At 50.8% G+C, this 17013-nt stretch carries 12 protein-coding genes; 5 read left to right on the plus strand and 7 right to left on the minus strand.

The genetic code is table 11. The features are described 5' to 3' along the window. Window positions 1-41: 41 nt before the first annotated feature. The 4 genes from LRP57_RS00240 to LRP57_RS00255 all read right to left on the minus strand — a co-directional run bounded on the left by LRP57_RS00240 (window position 42) and on the right by LRP57_RS00255 (window position 6782). Window positions 42-2276, minus strand: coding sequence for a YhgE/Pip domain-containing protein (locus tag LRP57_RS00240; RefSeq protein WP_231203914.1), 2235 nt, complete (start codon window positions 2274-2276; stop codon window positions 42-44). After that, window positions 2273-5236 (minus strand): MMPL family transporter, encoded by a 2964-nt coding sequence (locus tag LRP57_RS00245; protein ID WP_231203916.1) that lies wholly within the window; start codon window positions 5234-5236, stop codon window positions 2273-2275. The genes LRP57_RS00240 and LRP57_RS00245 overlap by 4 nt, the downstream gene beginning before the upstream one ends. A 176-nt stretch (window positions 5237-5412) precedes the next feature. Then, window positions 5413-6267, minus strand: coding sequence for a hypothetical protein (locus tag LRP57_RS00250; protein ID WP_231203918.1), 855 nt, complete (start codon window positions 6265-6267; stop codon window positions 5413-5415). After that, the gene (locus LRP57_RS00255; RefSeq protein ID WP_231203920.1) at window positions 6264-6782 is read right to left on the minus strand and encodes a DUF2510 domain-containing protein; all 519 of its coding nucleotides are present in this window, start codon (window positions 6780-6782) and stop codon (window positions 6264-6266) included. Before LRP57_RS00255 ends, LRP57_RS00250 begins: the two co-directional genes overlap by 4 nt. A 181-nt stretch (window positions 6783-6963) precedes the next feature. On the opposite strand from LRP57_RS00255, the gene LRP57_RS00260 reads away from it, so the two are divergent. Beyond that, window positions 6964-8535: an aspartate:alanine exchanger family transporter gene (locus tag LRP57_RS00260; protein ID WP_231203922.1), complete on the plus strand. Its 1572-nt coding sequence runs from the start codon at window positions 6964-6966 to the stop codon at window positions 8533-8535. A gap of 17 nt (window positions 8536-8552) precedes the next feature. Then, window positions 8553-9182 (plus strand): NUDIX hydrolase, encoded by a 630-nt coding sequence (locus LRP57_RS08220; RefSeq protein ID WP_269213783.1) that lies wholly within the window; start codon window positions 8553-8555, stop codon window positions 9180-9182. A 31-nt stretch (window positions 9183-9213) separates the two neighbouring features. On the opposite strand, the gene LRP57_RS00270 is transcribed toward LRP57_RS08220, so the two are convergent. Both LRP57_RS00270 and LRP57_RS00275 read right to left on the minus strand, forming a co-directional pair. Beyond that, complete coding sequence (locus LRP57_RS00270; RefSeq protein WP_231203924.1) at window positions 9214-10560, minus strand: M18 family aminopeptidase; 1347 nt, start codon at window positions 10558-10560, stop codon at window positions 9214-9216. Between the two features lie 90 nt (window positions 10561-10650). Then, window positions 10651-11598 (minus strand): A/G-specific adenine glycosylase, encoded by a 948-nt coding sequence (locus tag LRP57_RS00275; RefSeq protein ID WP_331274724.1) that lies wholly within the window; start codon window positions 11596-11598, stop codon window positions 10651-10653. Between the two features lie 194 nt (window positions 11599-11792). Between LRP57_RS00275 and LRP57_RS00280 the strand changes: the two genes are divergently transcribed. From LRP57_RS00280 to LRP57_RS00290, 3 genes are all read left to right on the plus strand, one after another. Beyond that, window positions 11793-12074 carry a TM2 domain-containing protein gene (locus LRP57_RS00280; protein ID WP_231203926.1) on the plus strand — a complete coding sequence of 94 codons (282 nt, stop codon included), beginning with the start codon at window positions 11793-11795 and terminating at the stop codon, window positions 12072-12074. A gap of 181 nt (window positions 12075-12255) precedes the next feature. Next, on the plus strand, window positions 12256-12837 hold the full coding sequence (gene dcd / locus LRP57_RS00285) for a dCTP deaminase (protein ID WP_231203928.1): 582 nt from the start codon (window positions 12256-12258) through the stop codon (window positions 12835-12837). Further along, complete coding sequence (locus LRP57_RS00290; protein ID WP_231203930.1) at window positions 12834-14126, plus strand: hypothetical protein; 1293 nt, start codon at window positions 12834-12836, stop codon at window positions 14124-14126. Before dcd ends, LRP57_RS00290 begins: the two co-directional genes overlap by 4 nt. A gap of 24 nt (window positions 14127-14150) precedes the next feature. Here the strand turns inward: LRP57_RS00290 and LRP57_RS00295 are convergent, their stop codons facing one another. Next, complete coding sequence (locus LRP57_RS00295; protein ID WP_231203932.1) at window positions 14151-16628, minus strand: (Fe-S)-binding protein; 2478 nt, start codon at window positions 16626-16628, stop codon at window positions 14151-14153. Between the last annotated feature and the right edge of the window lie 385 nt (window positions 16629-17013).

Consider the following 17013-nt stretch of genomic DNA (forward strand, 5'->3'; position numbering starts at 1 on the left):
CGCCGAATAATTGGCGGAATACAGCGATAGATTCACGATAATTACTGTGTGCTGCGACGTGCGCTGCGGGCGCGACGAAAGTTTTGACGTACCCGAGTCTTTCTTTCTTTCACGTCACGCAAGATTTGCCGCACGGATCTTTGCCGCCTGCGCCCGATAGCCCTGATCGCCACGAAAGATGACCCGCATATCCATATCACGGCAATAAAGAGAACAGACTGCATGGAACCTGACCCACTGCCTAAGATCAGGCGCCTGAAAACATCACTTGCTTCCGGTAAAAGCAAGAAAGAACGGATCGCGCCAAAAAATCCTGTATGCGCATGAGAAGGCAATGCTCCGCCCAAAAGGACAATATGCATGACAGTGAAAAAAACGGATAAACCTAAAGCCCGACGCACACCGAGTGCGCATATGCTTGCGTAATGGAAGGCAAGGCACGCTAAGGTCACTACGGTTACAAGGATAAATAAAGTAGCAGGATGAGTGATGCTGACACCAGCCAAGGTGATACTACCCATGAGGATAGCTGTCCCTGTCAAAGCAATAGCGATGGGCGGCAAAGCAGTGCGCCATACAAGCTGGAAAGGTGTACGTGCCTGATGGATTCTTCGAGTGGTTGCAGCGCCGAAAACCATAATCCACACGGCCGCAGAAAGCCACAGGGCCACGGCAATCGCTGTGGCGGACCAATAGGCGCGCTCATGCGGATTTTCCTGGTGAGTATCTGCCCTGATATTGATAGGAGCCGCTAAAGCTGAGGCCAAATCATGCGCTTGAGCATCAGTGTAGTGGGGGATGCGTTCCGCAGCTGATTGCAAACCATCCGTTAAAGTCTGCGTACCTGAGGCCAAATCATGCAGCCCAACGCTCAGATCATGTCCGCCGTCGTTCAAACGATCCAAACCATCAGCTAGTTTCAGCGCACCTGAAGCTAAAGCGGAGCCTCCGTGAACAAGCTGGTCACTACCATTAGAAAGGGCGTGTATTCCTTCTGATAGTTGACGTGCTCCTGCGCTTAGGCGATCAGCATTATCACCCAGCAGATGAGTATGTATGTTCTCGCTGAGAGTGTCGATTCCTTCAGAGAGTTGCACGGTTGCGGAGGCCAATTGGTCGACTTTACCAATATTGTCCACAAGCGAAGGAAGGACTTTGCTGATGCGGATAATGTGGTCAATATCTTCGCTGAAAGTGCCTATTCGGTGAGAAACATCGTCACCTATAGTGATGATGAGTTCTTGCACATGCGCGCATGAATCTAGGTTTCCTTGTTGGCAGGCCTGATATGCGGAGGTCAGATCTGTGCGAATAGGCGCGATCAGGGTTTCAAATTCGCTTCGTTGGTTTTTGATTTTCTCAACGGTGGAACGTAACTGCGCGATATTTAAGCTATCGATGAGGGCTTTCAATTCACTGCTTCCCGCAGCAAGCTGATGCGCGCCTTCTTGTAGGCTCACAGACTGTCCGGGTTGTGTCTCAGTGAGCGCAGAATGTACACGTTCCACACCTTTGGTGTATTGCTCAATGCCTTGTGCCAATGCTTCAGCGCCTTGGACAAGGGAGAGCGCCTGCCCAGGCTGAGCCTCAACAATGCCAGAGTGGAGTGCGCGTATGCCACTGGATAACTCAGAAGCTCCATCTGCTACTGTGTGTCCGCCTTTTTGTGCTTGTGTGAGGCCTTCAGAAAGTTGTGTTGCACCATGTGCCGCGCGTATCTGAGCGTCGGTGATTTTTTGTGCTCCAGATGCGCTTTGGTTAAGGCCCTGCGAAAGGGTCCCTAAGCCTTGCAGAGACTGGTCAATAAAAGACAGCGTGAGGGTTTGGCCAAAGTGTGTGGCACCGGCACGTGTGATTGCTGTGGCAATACGACCGGTTGCTTCGTTGGTGGCGCGTGAAGTGTGGATGGTGAGTGCGGGTCGTGTTAATGTTTTCCCTTGCGCGAGGTCTGCAAGTGTGCGTGAAAAATCTGATGGTATGGTGACGACAACAGCGTAGGTTCCATCTTCTAGGCCGCTAGCCGCTGTAGCGGCGGTGACAACGGACCAATCCCACCCTTTCACGTCTTGTGTATCAGAGGTGAGCGCGGCAATGATTTGTCGTCCTCCGGGCAGTTTTTGGCCTGTAGGTAAGGTGGCGATTTCGTCCTCATTGACGATTGCGGCAGGTATTGCTGCTTTGTTGCTCTGAGTGTTGGTAGCGCCGAAAATAACGGTGAGTGCAAGAAGTGACGGAAAAAGCAGTGCAATGAAGATGAGTCGCCAGGGGTGTCTCATGGTGTGTCCTCTTGAATTGTGGAGGGCTGCGTGGCATGTGTGCTGTCAGTGTCAGTGTCAGTGTCAGTGTCAGTGTCAGTGTCAGTGTCAGTGTCAGTGTCAGTGTCAGTGTCAGTGTCAGTGTCAGTGTCAGTGTCCGGAGGAACCATAGGGGCCTCATCTGTTTCCGCTGGATTTTTATGAGGTAAAGCATCCGGCAATGCAGTATCTAGTATCAGGTGAGCTGGCACGGAATCCTCAAATGGCGGATAAAAATCGTCACAGAGTAACGTATCTGCGCTGACGTGTACATCCGGTGGAATGGTCAATGAGCGCGGTCCTGTGACAAGAACTGTTGTGCCTGCATCCAGCAGTTCTGTGATACGTTCCCACCGGTGACTACCAGGGTCATCGGTGATAACCAATACAGCCTGTGGAGGAAGCACGTCCTCACGTTGCGTGAGTATCGCTGTCATTCCTTGTACAGCAGACATATGTGACGGCAAAGCGAAATGACCAACAATGACTTTTCCGTAACGATGACGCAGCCGTCCAGTAAGTAAAGCCGTCAATATGTTCCGCGCAGCACGATTATCACTGCGTATAACCCCAAGCTCACCTGGCCTAAGGACAAAATTCAATGAATTAATAAGAGTGATATTTCGGTGCTGCATTGTCATATCACATATACGAATCATTGAAGGCCCATGACGCTGCACCCATTCTTCATGTTCAAGAGAACGGATCAGTCCCTCACCCTCAATATCAACGACCGGAAGTAAACGATCCAACCATTCAGGTAAAGCCCACGCGCGATGACCAAGCCACACCATGACAGCGGGAATCAGAGTCATACGAACCAGGAAAGCATCAGCTGCTATCCCTGCGCTTAAAGCTAACGCGATAGGTTTCACATGGACGCTTCCCTCCGGGACAAAAGCAGCAAAAATTGTTGTCATAATGACTGCCGCGGCAAGAACCACAGGCGCAGAAGAAACAAAACCACGCTGCACCGCACGGGTAGCATCCCTGTGATGAATCCATTCTTCACGCATACGTGATACCAAGAAAACGTGGTAATCCATTGCTAAACCAAAAAGAATACCCATAACAATAACTGGCATGAAAGAAATAACAGGTCCAGTTTTTGTGACATGTAATAGGTCAGATCCCCAACCGTATCCGTACACCATTCCAACGGTTCCAAATGCCACTCCCAGTGACAGCAAGTACCCGATAGTCGCACTCAACGGAACAGCGAAAGAACGGAAAACAATGAGCAAAAGAACCAATGAAAAACCGACAACGACACAACCAAAAGGTACGAGTGCGCCTTGCAGTTGCTCAGCGACATCGATTGCGACAGCGGTTTGACCTGTCACCATAATTGATGTGATACCGAGTTCTTTTTCCCATTGAGGCGCCAAATGTCGAATGGTGGAAACCAGTGTGTGCGTCGCAGGATCTGATTGCCCTGTTGTGGGGATTATCTGCAAGAAAGCAAGGGAAGCATCCTGATTTGGAGTGGCTGTCCCAATAGCGTGAACACCGGCGAGGGAACGTATTTTTTGAGCGAGGCGATCCACTAATTCAACAGGCTCAGATGAGTGAACAATATTTCCAATAACAATGATTGGCGAATTGTATCCTTCACCAAAAGCTTCACTAATTGCATCGTAGGTTTGACGTAGAGGCGTTCCTGGTGCTTCAGAGCCGTTATCTGTTAAACCTGTGCTTAGTGAGGCCGCTGGGATAGAAGCACAGCCCAGTAGCGCGATAATAAAGACACTCGTCAGCGCAGGAAAACGTGTGAACGCACGAACCCACCGATATGAGAAACTACGTGACGCAGCCGCTTGTGCCTCAGCAGGTACGAGAGAAACAGAAGGGGAAGCGGGACTTGTCGTAGCTGCAAGGTGTTCCGCCTTGAGGCGATGATGCACGTGTTTTTTACGGCCACAGACACGTGTTCCGATAATGCCCAGCAGCGCTGGCACCACTGTCAAAGCAACAAGCACAGCGATTGCCACAACGAAAGCTGAAGCAAAACCCATAATGCTCAGGAAAGGTATGCGGGTTACTGACAGTCCACATAATGCGACGATAACGGTTCCGCCGGCAAAAATAACGGCGGACCCAGCGGTAGCAACGGCCCGCCCAGCGGCCTCATGAGGGGCAATACCAGTGTGGACGTATTCACGTGCCCGAGCGATGATAAATAAAGCGTAATCAATCCCAACGGCCAGGCCAATCATAATCGCTAAAACAGGGGTGGTGGAGTTAATGTCAAGCCATTTGGCTGCGATAAAGATGGACGATATCCCAATGGCAACACCGATAGCGGCACTCAACAGTGGCGCCCCTGCGGTAACAAGTGAACGGAAAGTAAAAAGCAGGACAATGCCAGCCAAAATAACGCCGATGATTTCAACAATGGATAGGTGAACGGAAATAAAATGACCGATATTTCCACCCAGCGCGATTGTTAAATTACTGTGCGCTTGCATTATGCGGGTTGTGAGTTCTTGCAGTGCGTTGGCTGTGAGCCCAGCTTGAGGGGTGGGGCCTGTCATGTGTGAACCAACAGAGGCGTCGCCCATGACATGAATAAGTGCATGTGAGCCGTCGGCAGAAATGCTGCGTGTTAATTCAGCAAAAGGGTCAGTAACAGCAGCAACGCCATTTATGTGTTCTGCTTGTGTAATGAACTCATGAATAGCATCCGCGTGGGCGGTGATATCCCCGTCATGGGCGGTAAAAAGTACGGGCTCATCAGTTCCGGACACTTGAGGTAATCGTTCACGCAGGATCGAAATGCCTTGTAAAGATTCTGCGTCATTAATGTGGAAAGAACTACTAAGATTCAGTCCTAAAAATTTCAGGCTCCCTGCGCATGCAATGGACACAATCAGCCACAGGCATAGAACGAGCCATGCATGTGTTGCGCACCAGCGTCCAAGTTGATGAAGGTAAGTAGACAATATTCGTATTCTTTCCCGATAAGGATTGCAGCAGCGCAGCCCTTACTTCTAAAAATACTTCATTGTGCGAGGTGCGGCCCTTTGGAGAAGGGCACAGTATGGGCACGTTTTACCTGAAATTGTGCATATGTGTACTTTGCGAGTGTTTTTATGGTGTGTTTTATGGTGTCCGGCCCTTAGGATTCTTGTGAAGGCCACCATACTATTGAATCTATTCGGCATTGTGTGGCCGAACTACTGCTGGGTAACGTGGCAGACCACGGTGTTTTTTGCTGAGTAGGAACGTGAGAGACAAGCACTGTTTGCGTATTTTCTGTTTCTCTGCCTGACAAAAGGCTGACGCTCACCCATATATCAGCTCCGTAAGGGATGATATCGTCGAGGCCCGGTGGCATTGTGTACGCAAGAGTTCCTTCAACGGTGACAGTGTTACTTCCCACGTGTTGTACACATGAGGTGATAGTGCTTGCTGAGCGTGCAGATGCACTGGCGTGTACAGAGGCTTTCACCAGTGCAATTTCAGTGGGGCACTGCGTTTGCGCAACACGTAAAGTTGCATCATTCATTGATTGAAGTTCGCTGAGGAAAGTATCGGCTTGATGCGCGCTGTCGCGGCTTATGCGACTGCACCAGTTTTGAGCATTCACTGTGGCCTCATGTAATGCGAGTTGGGACAGTAAATCGCGGCGCTCATGGTCAGCTTGTTCGATCTGCGCAGAAATATGCGCGATGTCACTTTCAATGCGCATGAGGTCACGTTGTGCATGTGACCATGCGATAAAAATGTGGGTTCCGTATGCAATACATGCACAGAGCGTTATCACCGTACATATGAGGAACAGGGCGGTGACAGTGAAGCGCCCGCGAGTGTGGCCAGGTGTGGACGCTGCCATATGCGGTGGGCGCAGGTGCGCATCAGCACCGTGGCTGTGCCTGCCGTAGGTGAATGTCTGCGAGGTGAGCGTGGAAGATTCTTCAGGGGAATTGTCAGATGCGTTGCGCGTCCACGTGCTGAAAGGATCGTATGTCATGGGGTTTGTCCTAGCTGTTCACGCAATGCTTCAATTTCCGAGGTGAGTTCATCTAACGCATGATGTGAGCGTTGGAGTTGTTCGGATTTTTGTTTGACTTCACGAAGAAGCTGTGATGTGTGCGCCGCAAGTATTCCAGTCCCACATGCCCAAACAAGAGTGGTGATTGCGCAGATTATCGCAATGATTGTGAGTGTGCGCATACGTGGTGAATATGCGTGCCGTGTGCGCATACGTGAAGAATCTGCCTGAAGCGCAGTGAAAGTATCCGTCTGTACAGGTATGTCCGTTTTGGAGGACTCATCTGTTCCCGTATGAACAGGATCGGTGGAGTAGATGCTTTCTGCGCTGCCCTCATTGGAATGGGATGAGACTTCGGATGAGACTTCGGATATGAAAGCGTGTTTTTCTGCGTGGAAGGTCCGCGTGTCAGATGTCCATGTGGTGCCGTTCCACCAGCGCAGGTCATAATCACCTGAAGGGTCAGGATACCAACCCTCGCGTGGGAGATTCACGGGCCTATCCTTTCTACTGTGCTACTCAACGTCGGGCACCTATCGTGCTACAGAACGAGGATACGCACTGTGAACTACTCGTGCCGATCGAACCGATGCGCCCTCATGTGGAACTCCACTCAGTATTAGCTTCTGCTCACAAAAACTGGACCATACCTGTGAGGTGAGTACCCTTGAATACATGTCCACACTGCTGAGCGCCAACCATTTACTTACTCTCTTTCTTGTTGTCGGTGCCGGTGCTGTCCTTGGTGCAATACGTTTTGGTCCCATCCGCCTAGGAGCAGCCGGCGCATTATTTGTAGGGCTCGCCCTTTCTGCCGCCTACCCAGGACTAGGTGAAGGCATGACCGTAGTCCAGCAGATCGGCCTTGCTTTCTTTGTGTACACCGTGGGTGTAGCATCTGGCGCTCATTTCTTTGCAGACCTCATGAAACAACGCGCACTGCTTTTTGCTTGCGCACTGACCTGCATCCTTGGTGCTTTCGTCGCATGGGGGCTTGGTGAAATATTCGGACTCAACAAAGGAATCGTCACAGGGCTTTTCACAGGCGCGCTAACAGCAGCCCCCGCTTTAGATGCAGCCTCACGTGTCACCGGTGATCCGATAGCGGCAGTAGGCTACGCATTCGGCTACCCCATTGGGGTGATTGTTGGCATTATTGTCGTGTCAGTGGTGGTGGGACGGGTCTGGGATGAAAAAGGTGACACACCTTCCCTTGCGGGAAAAGCTTTGGAATCTCTAACGGTTCGCGTCAATCAAACGATGAATATGCGTGAAGTGAGCGCCTGGGCGCAGCAAAGAATCCGCATGTCATATTTACGTCGTGAAGGACGTACCCGCGTTATCGTTCCCGGTGAAGAATTGCGCAAAGACGACCATGTGCTCGTGGTCGGTGACACGGTGGCGTTACAAGAAGCCTGCGAACAAATCGGTGAACCAATTGTGGACTATCACCTCGTCAATGATCGCAGTGACGTAGCTTTTGAACGCATCGTCGTATCGAACCCTGAAATTGCCGGACGCACAGTTGCCTCATTAGCGATGCCGCAACGTTTTGGCGGGGCCATCACTCGTGTGCGCCGAGGCGACTTAGATTTACTGGCACGCGACGACCTTGCTCTGCAACTTGGTGACCATGCGGCGGTCGTTGTACCGATTGAGGAATTAGATGCGGTACAGACTTTCCTTGGCGACTCTGAACGTCGCGTCAGTGAGGTCGATGCTATGGCTTTTGGTATCGGCATGGTCCTTGGAATGTTACTGGGAGCAATTCCTTTCCCCATGCCAGGTGGAGCCACATTCCAATTAGGCTCAGCAGCTGGCCCTCTGATCGTCGGCATGATTCTAGGGGCCTTACGTCGTACAGGCCCGTTGGTGTGGACCTTACCTGTTTCAGCGAATTTCACGATTCGTCAGGTCGGACTATTACTGTTCTTGGCTGCTCTTGGCCTGTCAGCGGGACCTGATTTAGTCAGTGTTCTTGTATCAACAGAAGGGTGGAAAGCAACCCTCTTATCAATGGGCGTTGTAACAATATGCTGCATTGTTTTAGTGTGCGTGGGACGTTTTATTGGCCTATCCCCAGCCCGCACAGCCGGAGGGGTCGCTGGTTTCCTAGGGCAACCAGCAGTTCTCCAAGCTGCCGCCAGCAAGATCGCTGACGAGCGTGTAGAAGCCGCTTATGCCACGCTTTTTGCTTTCGCTATAGTCGTGAAAATATTCCTCGTCCCGCTTATCTGGACCCTGTAAACGTAAAGAAGCAGCATATGGCGACCCCAGATTTTATCCTCGCATTACGTGAAAAAATTGGTCACGATATGCTCTGGATTCCCGGATGCACAGCGATAGTTGCGCGCCCTTACTGTTCCCACCCCGTTCACCAAAGCCCCGCGGCCGGAATGAGAGGGAAAGTATGTCAGAACACGTCTGCTCCTTTTGAGGCAACGCATCCGCACTGCGCACGCATGAAGGCTGACGAAGATTTTTTCATGACTCCTCTTGCACCTGAACATGTAGAAATCCTGATTGTTGAACGTGCCGATAATGGATGGGCAACCCCCGTGACAGGTATCGTCGATCCAGGTGAAGAAGCTGCAGATGCTGCTGTACGTGAAGTCCTCGAAGAAACAGGGGTGAGTGCGCGTCCTCTGCGGCTGCTCAGTACTCAAGTAGTTGGACCGGTAACCTACGACAATGCAGATCAGGCACTGTACCTTGACCTTGCTTTCCTCCTGCGCTGGGACGCAGGAGAACCTTGGCCCGCAGACGCAGAAAACACGAGCGCACAATTCATACGAGCAGATCGCCTTCCCGCGATGAATAACCGATTTACGAAAACAGTGCGACGAGCTTTATCAGGTGAGATTGCGGCAGAATTTACCTACTCACTCACCTGATAGTTTTACAGCCCTTACAACTCCGAAAGTTTTACGCGCCTGCCCAATATGCTTCAAGTGCAAGTGAAAGCGCATAAAGATCCGCCACATGGCTCATTTCCCGCGCAGAATGCATTGAAAGCAAAGGAACACCCACATCGACAGTGGTGATTCCTAACTGTGTGGCAGTAATTGAACCAATCGTTGAACCGCATGGCATAGCGTTATTTGACACGAAAACTTGGGAACTGATTCCAGCTTGAGCACAAGCACGATTCCATAAAGCTGTTCCCACGCCATCTGTCGCATACCGTTGCTGCGCATTGACTTTCAACATAGGGCCACCACCTAATATGGGGTGATGAGCAGGGTCATGATGCTCAGGATAATTGGGGTGAACTGAATGGCCAGCATCAGCGCTGATACAGGTTGAGGCAGCGTACATGCGTGCAGCACCATCAAAATCATGACCCACAGCCAATGCAGTACGTGAGAGGACATCACGCAAAATTGGTCCGGCAGCACCTGAACGTGTCGCAGAACCTATTTCCTCATGGTCAAAACACGCAAAAACTAGGATGTCACCAGAATCAGGTATACCACTTGCGCTTATGCGTTCTAATGCGCGTAAGCCAGCATGAACTGACGACAGGTTATCTTGACGGCCAGCAGCAACGAAAACATTATCTGCGCCAAAAGTGGCGGCAGCCTGTGAGGGAAGCAATCGCAGATCATATGCGGCAATCATATGGGCGCCTTCAAGTCCCGCATCACGCGCCACAATGTCCATGAGTTGCGCTGGTGAACCCACATTCCACACGGGGTGCATGTGTTTTTGCGGATTGAGTTTCAAACCGTCATTATTCACTGCACGGTCTAAATGGATAGCAAGCTGCGGGATACGCGCCAATGGCCCAGTGCGCATAATGAGGCAACGGCCATCAGTGGTTATCACTCGTCCTGCGACACACAGCTCACGGTCAAGCCACGAGTTCCACAGCATACCGCCATATATTTCCACATTAATGTGTTCCCAGCCATCAACTGTGCGTGAAGTCGGAGAAGGTTTCACGGTGAGGCACGGTGAATCTGTGTGCGCACCAACAATACGGAAATGCGTATCATCACTGACACGGTGAGGGACAAACCAAGCAACGACAGCACCATCACGAATGATGAGGTGCCCACCTGGGGAAGCATCCCACGGATCGGTTTCATTATGCTGACTAAAACCTGCGTCAATCAGTCGTTGTGCGCTGAGCTGCGCGGCATGAAATGAAGTAGGTGAATCATTAAGGAACGAAATATAGTCACGAGTATGTACGTCTTGGTCAGTGACAGAAAGAAAATGAGCGGCAGACGCTCGCGCATGAGGAGCTGATGAATCAGTAGGTGACATGTACCCATCGTAGAACGGTGTAGAGCATGAAGGAAACAGGCCGACAGGAAATCCTCGCTTTCCCAATGGGCCGCAGCATGTAGTCAGCTCCTACTGAGGCAAACTCACCTTGCCTGATGAATCAACAGAAATTAAACCATCACGCAGTAAATCCTTCATGACACGCGCTGCTTGATCGGCTGGAGCACCCGGTAAAGATGCGGCCTCTAAAGCCTGCGCATAGGAAATAAAGGGCGTTTTCCCTTGCCGATGAAGCTGACGAAGCAGCCCGATAACGCGGCCACGTGCTTGCCTGTCTGTTCCCACCCAGGCTTGAGTTCGCACAGGAGCATCGGATGCAGGAAAACCATTCTCAGCCCACGCGCACAGGCTGCGCACTGGACATGCCTCACATGCGGGTGAACGTTGAGTACATGCCAAAGCACCAAATTCCATCAATGTGAGGTTCCAGCGGGCACAATCTTTCCCAGTGCGCGGCAGTAAAGCATGAGCAAAAGTTACTTCTTTACGTGTGGGCGCACCCGAAGGAGCGTACGCTCGCCCACCGAAAATACGAGTAAGGACTCGTCGAATATTCGTATCAAGAACGGGCAGACGCTGATAGAACTGGAATGAAGCCAGTGCGCTCGCCGTGTAAGGTCCGATGCCTGGCAAAGCCAGTAAATCATCGTAGCGGGCGGGAACTTCCCCACCTGGTCGACTAGCTATCGCTTGAGCGCAATCCTGTAAGCGTAAAGCGCGGGACGGGTAGCCTAAACAATCCCATTCCACAAGGACAGAAGCCCGTGGAGCTTCAGCAAGGTCAGCAGGAGTAGGCCATAGCTCCATCCATCTGAGCCAGATCGGTTGAACACGGGGGATAGGTGTTTGTTGGCTCATCACCTCAAAAACTAGGGTGCCCCAAGGGGTAACATCGTCACGTCGCATAGGTAAGTCACGGCCTGCCTCATCAAACCACGCATACAATGCGGTGCGGAGCTGACGTAAGGTAGGCGGATGCGGGTGAGGAAAGGCAAGGGCTGATGATGTGCGAGTCATAGGGCCTTTCCTTTGGAGCGGATGGTATGCGCTGTCACGATTGTGTCGAGGATATAAATGTGAGGCAAGTGGAAGCACTTGGTGTGGTGTGATAAAAAATTACTCACATGCAGAAAAACTGCCGATAGTGGACAAAATTATGCACGTGGCTTTGTGTCACGGGTCTAATACCACTTCAAAGAAAGGAAAAGCAGATGAGTATGCCACCTCAAACTTTTTACGGCCAACAGCCATATGTGCAACCTAAGTCGATGATCGCCGCCGCGTTGTTGGCGTTCTTTCTTGGAACTTTTGGTATCCATAATTTCTACCTTGGGTACACAGGTAAAGGCATCGCCCAACTTTTGATTACTGTCCTGACACTCGGATTAGGAGCCGTCATTACAGGAATTTGGGCTTTCGTTGAATTTATCCTTATTCTCTTGCGCTCAGGCTCCTATGCGCATGACGCTCGTGGAATTCCTTTAGCTAACTGAGCGTATAAGAGCTTCCTGTTTGCAAGAGCAGAGCGAAAACCTGTGTGTTAAACCGTCGGCAGAGGTAAAGACTCATGTCGGCGGTTTATCTGCATGGACACAGTGTCAAAAGAAAACACACAGAGTTTTGCGAGAGCGTGAATTTTAGGCGCACACGTTGTCTTTATGAGAGAATCAGCCCATGCTGCTTAGTGATCGTGACATACATGCGAGCCTTGATGCTGGGCGAATCATATTGGATCCGCTCGACCGGTCCTTAGTGCAACCAGCCAGCATTGACGTGCGTTTGGACCGTTTCTTTTGCCTCTTTGATAATCATAAATACTCGGTCATTGACCCCGCAGCTGAACAACCCGACCTTACACACCGCGTGGAAGTAGGGCCAGAAGAACCTTTCGTACTTCACCCCGGTGAATTTGTCCTCGGCGCAACATACGAACGTGTCACACTTGCCGATAACATAGCTGCACGATTGGAAGGAAAATCTTCCTTAGGTCGCCTTGGCTTACTGACACACTCAACAGCCGGTTTTATTGACCCAGGTTTTTCTGGACATGTCACCCTTGAACTGTCGAATACCGCAACCATGCCTATTTTGCTGTATCCGGGCATGAAAATAGGGCAACTGTGTTTCTTTGATCTTTCCTCGCCAGCACAGCATCCTTACGGTTCAACCGAAGCAGGATCACACTATCAAGGCCAACGAGGACCTACCCCGTCGCGCTCACATGAACGATTCATGCGGACACATATTGACCGATGACTGAGGATGAAAAGCCGCAATCTTTAGGCCCTGCACCTCGCAGGCGATCCGTATTTGAAGGATTAGCTCAGCTTCCCGTTACTTCACTCGCGCCAACAGAAAATACGCACACGCATCTGACAGACACCAGTGTTGCCTTCCTTGGGAAAGCTAGCGAAAACAACCATGCTTTCCGTGTAGATGAAACAGGGACCTTCACCCAGTCACACATTATTCCTATTCCCCAGTACGCCACACGCACCCGACCTATACGCGATATCGACCATTACACGGCAACAGGTCATCATTTTTTAGCGGTGAATGACGACATTGACGATAACGAAATTGAAGCCCTTATCGTGTCACTGTGGGAAGGTGCAGGATGGGCCTCCCCTGGAATACTGCATATCACCGCAGGGGTGCGTATGGAAGGGCCGTGGAATTTACCTGAAGATCTGCGTGAAAAATTCTGTATTCCTGATGAGCAGACAAAAATATGGTTATTAGTTTGTCCTCCTACGCGAGGACCGGCTCTAAAAAATATTGATAATACGCCTGATATGTGGGCTCAGGCATTCCCGAACGGGCTTCCTCAAGGTGTGGAAGCAAAGGTTTTACGTACACTGATGAATGTAGCCAGACGACTTGCAGGAACTGTGCGTATCGCTGGTTCTGGGGCGCTTTTTACTCCTGACCCTGATAGTGCTGTCACACTAGCCTTGTATGCGCCACGATGGTTGAACCCGCAAGAAAGTATTGAGGCATTGCGCTCTCAATTTCCGCAGGCGCATGATGCGCGCACAGTGAATATTGCTCAGCCAGCGCCGTCACTTTCTTCAGAAAGTCAACGCCTGAAAAATATGATGACCACGGCGTACCCGTTGAAACCTGAAATACGAGCAAAAATAGAAGCAGATATACGTCAAGCTGCAGCCGGCCCTCCCACATTGGATGCGTATGCGGTGATGATTCCTGTTGGCAATATGTCGCATGCAATGATTGAAGTACGTCCCACTCATACGGTTCCTCAGGCGTTGCGTTGGGAAAGGTGGGCAGATGGGCCTGTCGTCGAATACCGTATCCGCTGGATTCCCGATGAAAAAACACGCAGCATGTACGCTACTGCTGCAGGGGAGCAAACTTTAAGCAGAACAGCGCGTTTTGAGCGGAAACGTTCAGCGGCAGATATTGAAAAGGCAGCAGCACTGCTGAACCTCATGGTCGGTGGAACGATCCTCGATGAGGATGGTTTTATTGTGGCGATTGAAAATGCTCCTGATGATGACACGGCAGGTGGACCTACCCAATAAATAAGCTGGTAACTGCTCTGCCACCTATTGCGTAAAACCGCGTCGAACCGCGTCACGTAGCATAATCGCAACATCACGCACCTCTGGTGTTTTCCCACGTTCTTGCCCTCCAACACGGGTGTTCTCCATTGCGGAGCCATCCATATCGGCACGAATAGCAGGCGGAATAATGTCGGCAACAGAAGCCCCTGTCGCAGATCCCAACATTTGTGAACAGAACGGACAAGCCGTTGCCACAATGTCTGCGCCTGTTTCCTGCGCCTCAACAATACGTGCGTCAGCGATACGCGTTCCACGACTTTCCTCAAACCACGCATGAGCGCCACCAGCTCCACAACACATGGCACGGTCACGATTACGTGGCATTTCAACCATATCAACGCCAGGCAAGGAAGAAACCAGCTCACGAGGAGCCTCATATATCTGATTATGACGACCCAAGAAACACGGATCATGATAAGTGACCCGCACAGGCTCAGAAGAAGCATCTTCATCTGACGTAGGAGCCACAGGCACTAAAAGCCCTTCACGAACCAAACGATTCAATAACTGCGTATGGTGTACAACCTCAAAACGTCCACCAAGCTGCGGAAATTCACCAGCAATCGTGTTAAAACAATGCGCGCAGGACACGACAATTTTTGTCACATGAGCATCGTGAAGAGTTTCAATAGCAGCCGCAGCAAGCATCTGGAACAATGGCTCATTTCCTGCTCGTCGCGCAGGATCGCCTGTACAGGATTCTGCCTGTCCTAATACGGCAAAAGATACGCCTGCGACATGTAAAAGCTCCGCAATTGCTGCGGAAGTTGCGCGCCCTCGATCATCAAAAGCACCGGCACAGCCCACCCAGAAAACCCAATCCACATCTTCAGCGCTCTCCACATCAATACCGATGACAGGAACCTCAAAATCAAGATTTTTTGCCCATTCCATACGTTTACGGGCAGGCTGATTGTAAGGATTCGCTTTTGATTCCATCCCACGGAAAGCACGTCCCAGTTCCTTAGGGAAAGCAGCTTCCATGAGGACCTGATGGCGACGCAGGTCGATAATGTGGTCAATATGCTCAATATCGACAGGGCATTGCTCCACGCAAGCCCCACACATTGTGCAATCCCACAGGGCTTCCTCAGAGATGACATTGGGAACTAAAGGAGCCTGTACATCTGCTACTCCAAGCGGTCCAGTAGCGCCTGAAGCTGCCAACACATCTAAAAGATCTAAAGAATGAGGAGTAGGTTCCAGCCCCTTTTCTAAAAGCCTGACGGAGTGCTCATAGGACTGATCGCCATTACGTAAAGCCTGAATGTCAGTATCCGTCTCAGGGATTTCCTGCTCAGATAATTCCATACGCGACACCGAATGAATATGATCGCGCATAGATAAGACAAAAAGTTTAGGCGATAAAGGTTTCGCAGTATTCCAAGCGGGGCATAACTCTTGGCAGCGTCCGCACTCAGTACAGGTGTAAAAATCTAAACGATCTTTCCATGACAGGTCCTCAACCGTGCCCGTACCTAAAACAGCATCATCAGGCAGGTCATCACAATCATCAGGACTGGTGACAGGTGAGCCATTGATAAGCATAGGGGCGGCAGGCCCTAAAGATTGTGACCCATCCGGATTACGACGAGCGTAAATATTCGCTATAGCAAGGAAACGGTGCCATGCCACGCCCATAGAAGTCTGCACACCAACAACCATCATCCACAGCATTGAGGTCAAGATTTTGAGCAAAGCGACTAGGACGATGCAATTTGCTAAAACGGTGACGGACAGGCCAAAACCACTGGGTCCCAGAATCATCCCTGCCCACGAAGTGAGTGGATAATGCCACCAAATAGCAGCGGAAATACCAGTATCCACTGTTACCAGTAGCGCGTATTCCATTATGCGTAAAAGCACAATGCACGCGCAGACGATCAGGATAACCCATTCCACAAAAAGTGCTTGCCAGCGCGTTGAGCCAAGAAAACGTGAAGCCAAATACGCACTGTGTCCTCTGCGGCGAAGAAGGAGGTCAGATGAGTCCTCATGTGATGGGTGTGGCCCTGACATAGCGGCTTCTGCAATTGAGCCTGAGCCTTCTTGCCGCCGCCTCCGCATGAGCACAATAATTCCAATGAGGCCAGCCCACGCGAAAAATTCCACAACCCATTCCCAAGGCGCAAAATGGCCGATAAAAGGCAAAGCCCACAGTTGGTCACGTAGGTGAACATAGGCGGAAATTAACGTGAGGAAAAGCAAAGGAAACGAGAACATCACAAGCCAGTGAGCAACTTTTACCCACGGTCGGCCGCGGAATTCACGGTGACTGAGGATGGTCCACATTAAAGTGCCGAGGCGCTGAAAAACCGGTGTTGTGCGTTCAGGTTCTGGGCCACCGCTGGAAAACTGCCGCCACAGATGCATAAGCCCACGACTGAACGCCATGAGTGCGAAAAGGGAGGCAAATAGTGCAAATACCCAGCTCACGACGGACAAAATCGGTGTCGCCATGCGGAGGCTCCTTGATGAGTTAAGCGGTGGGACAAGTGAAAGGGATCCAGGTTTTCACCTAAAGCCCTTTATTGTTGCACGATCAGCTTACTTCGCACAGGGTTAAGGTGCGTACATGGGGATATGAAAAGCCGTGATGCGACGTGCAAAATGAAAATGAATGCTAACCATATGACGTACTAGGCTCCGCATAAGGCACAGTGCCGCGTTCTTTTGAGTGAAGAAAAAATTTCTCTCAAGAAAATGTGCAGATAATACTGTGACGAGGGATTGCTCACTTCATTGTCATTATGCGGAAAATACTAAGATTCGCGCGGCACGCCTTCAGGCTTTCCATTATTCTAAAAAATCCCGTAGATCCCCTATAAACAGACGTGGAGCTTGA

It is taken from the genome of Schaalia sp. lx-260, assembly GCF_021083645.1.
Classification (GTDB): domain Bacteria; phylum Actinomycetota; class Actinomycetes; order Actinomycetales; family Actinomycetaceae; genus Pauljensenia.

Coding starts and splice junctions, on each gene's coding strand:
- LRP57_RS00240 (WP_231203914.1), bottom strand. CDS start 2,276: ATGAGACACCCCTGGCGACTCATCTTCATTGCACTGCTTTTTCCGTCA.
- LRP57_RS00250 (WP_231203918.1), bottom strand. CDS start 6,267: ATGACATACGATCCTTTCAGCACGTGGACGCGCAACGCATCTGACAAT.
- LRP57_RS00260 (WP_231203922.1), top strand. CDS start 6,964: ATGTCCACACTGCTGAGCGCCAACCATTTACTTACTCTCTTTCTTGTT.
- LRP57_RS08220 (WP_269213783.1), top strand. CDS start 8,553: ATGGCGACCCCAGATTTTATCCTCGCATTACGTGAAAAAATTGGTCAC.
- LRP57_RS00270 (WP_231203924.1), bottom strand. CDS start 10,560: ATGTCACCTACTGATTCATCAGCTCCTCATGCGCGAGCGTCTGCCGCT.
- LRP57_RS00275 (WP_331274724.1), bottom strand. CDS start 11,598: ATGACTCGCACATCATCAGCCCTTGCCTTTCCTCACCCGCATCCGCCT.
- LRP57_RS00280 (WP_231203926.1), top strand. CDS start 11,793: ATGAGTATGCCACCTCAAACTTTTTACGGCCAACAGCCATATGTGCAA.
- dcd (WP_231203928.1), top strand. CDS start 12,256: ATGCTGCTTAGTGATCGTGACATACATGCGAGCCTTGATGCTGGGCGA.
- LRP57_RS00290 (WP_231203930.1), top strand. CDS start 12,834: ATGACTGAGGATGAAAAGCCGCAATCTTTAGGCCCTGCACCTCGCAGG.
- LRP57_RS00295 (WP_231203932.1), bottom strand. CDS start 16,628: ATGGCGACACCGATTTTGTCCGTCGTGAGCTGGGTATTTGCACTATTT.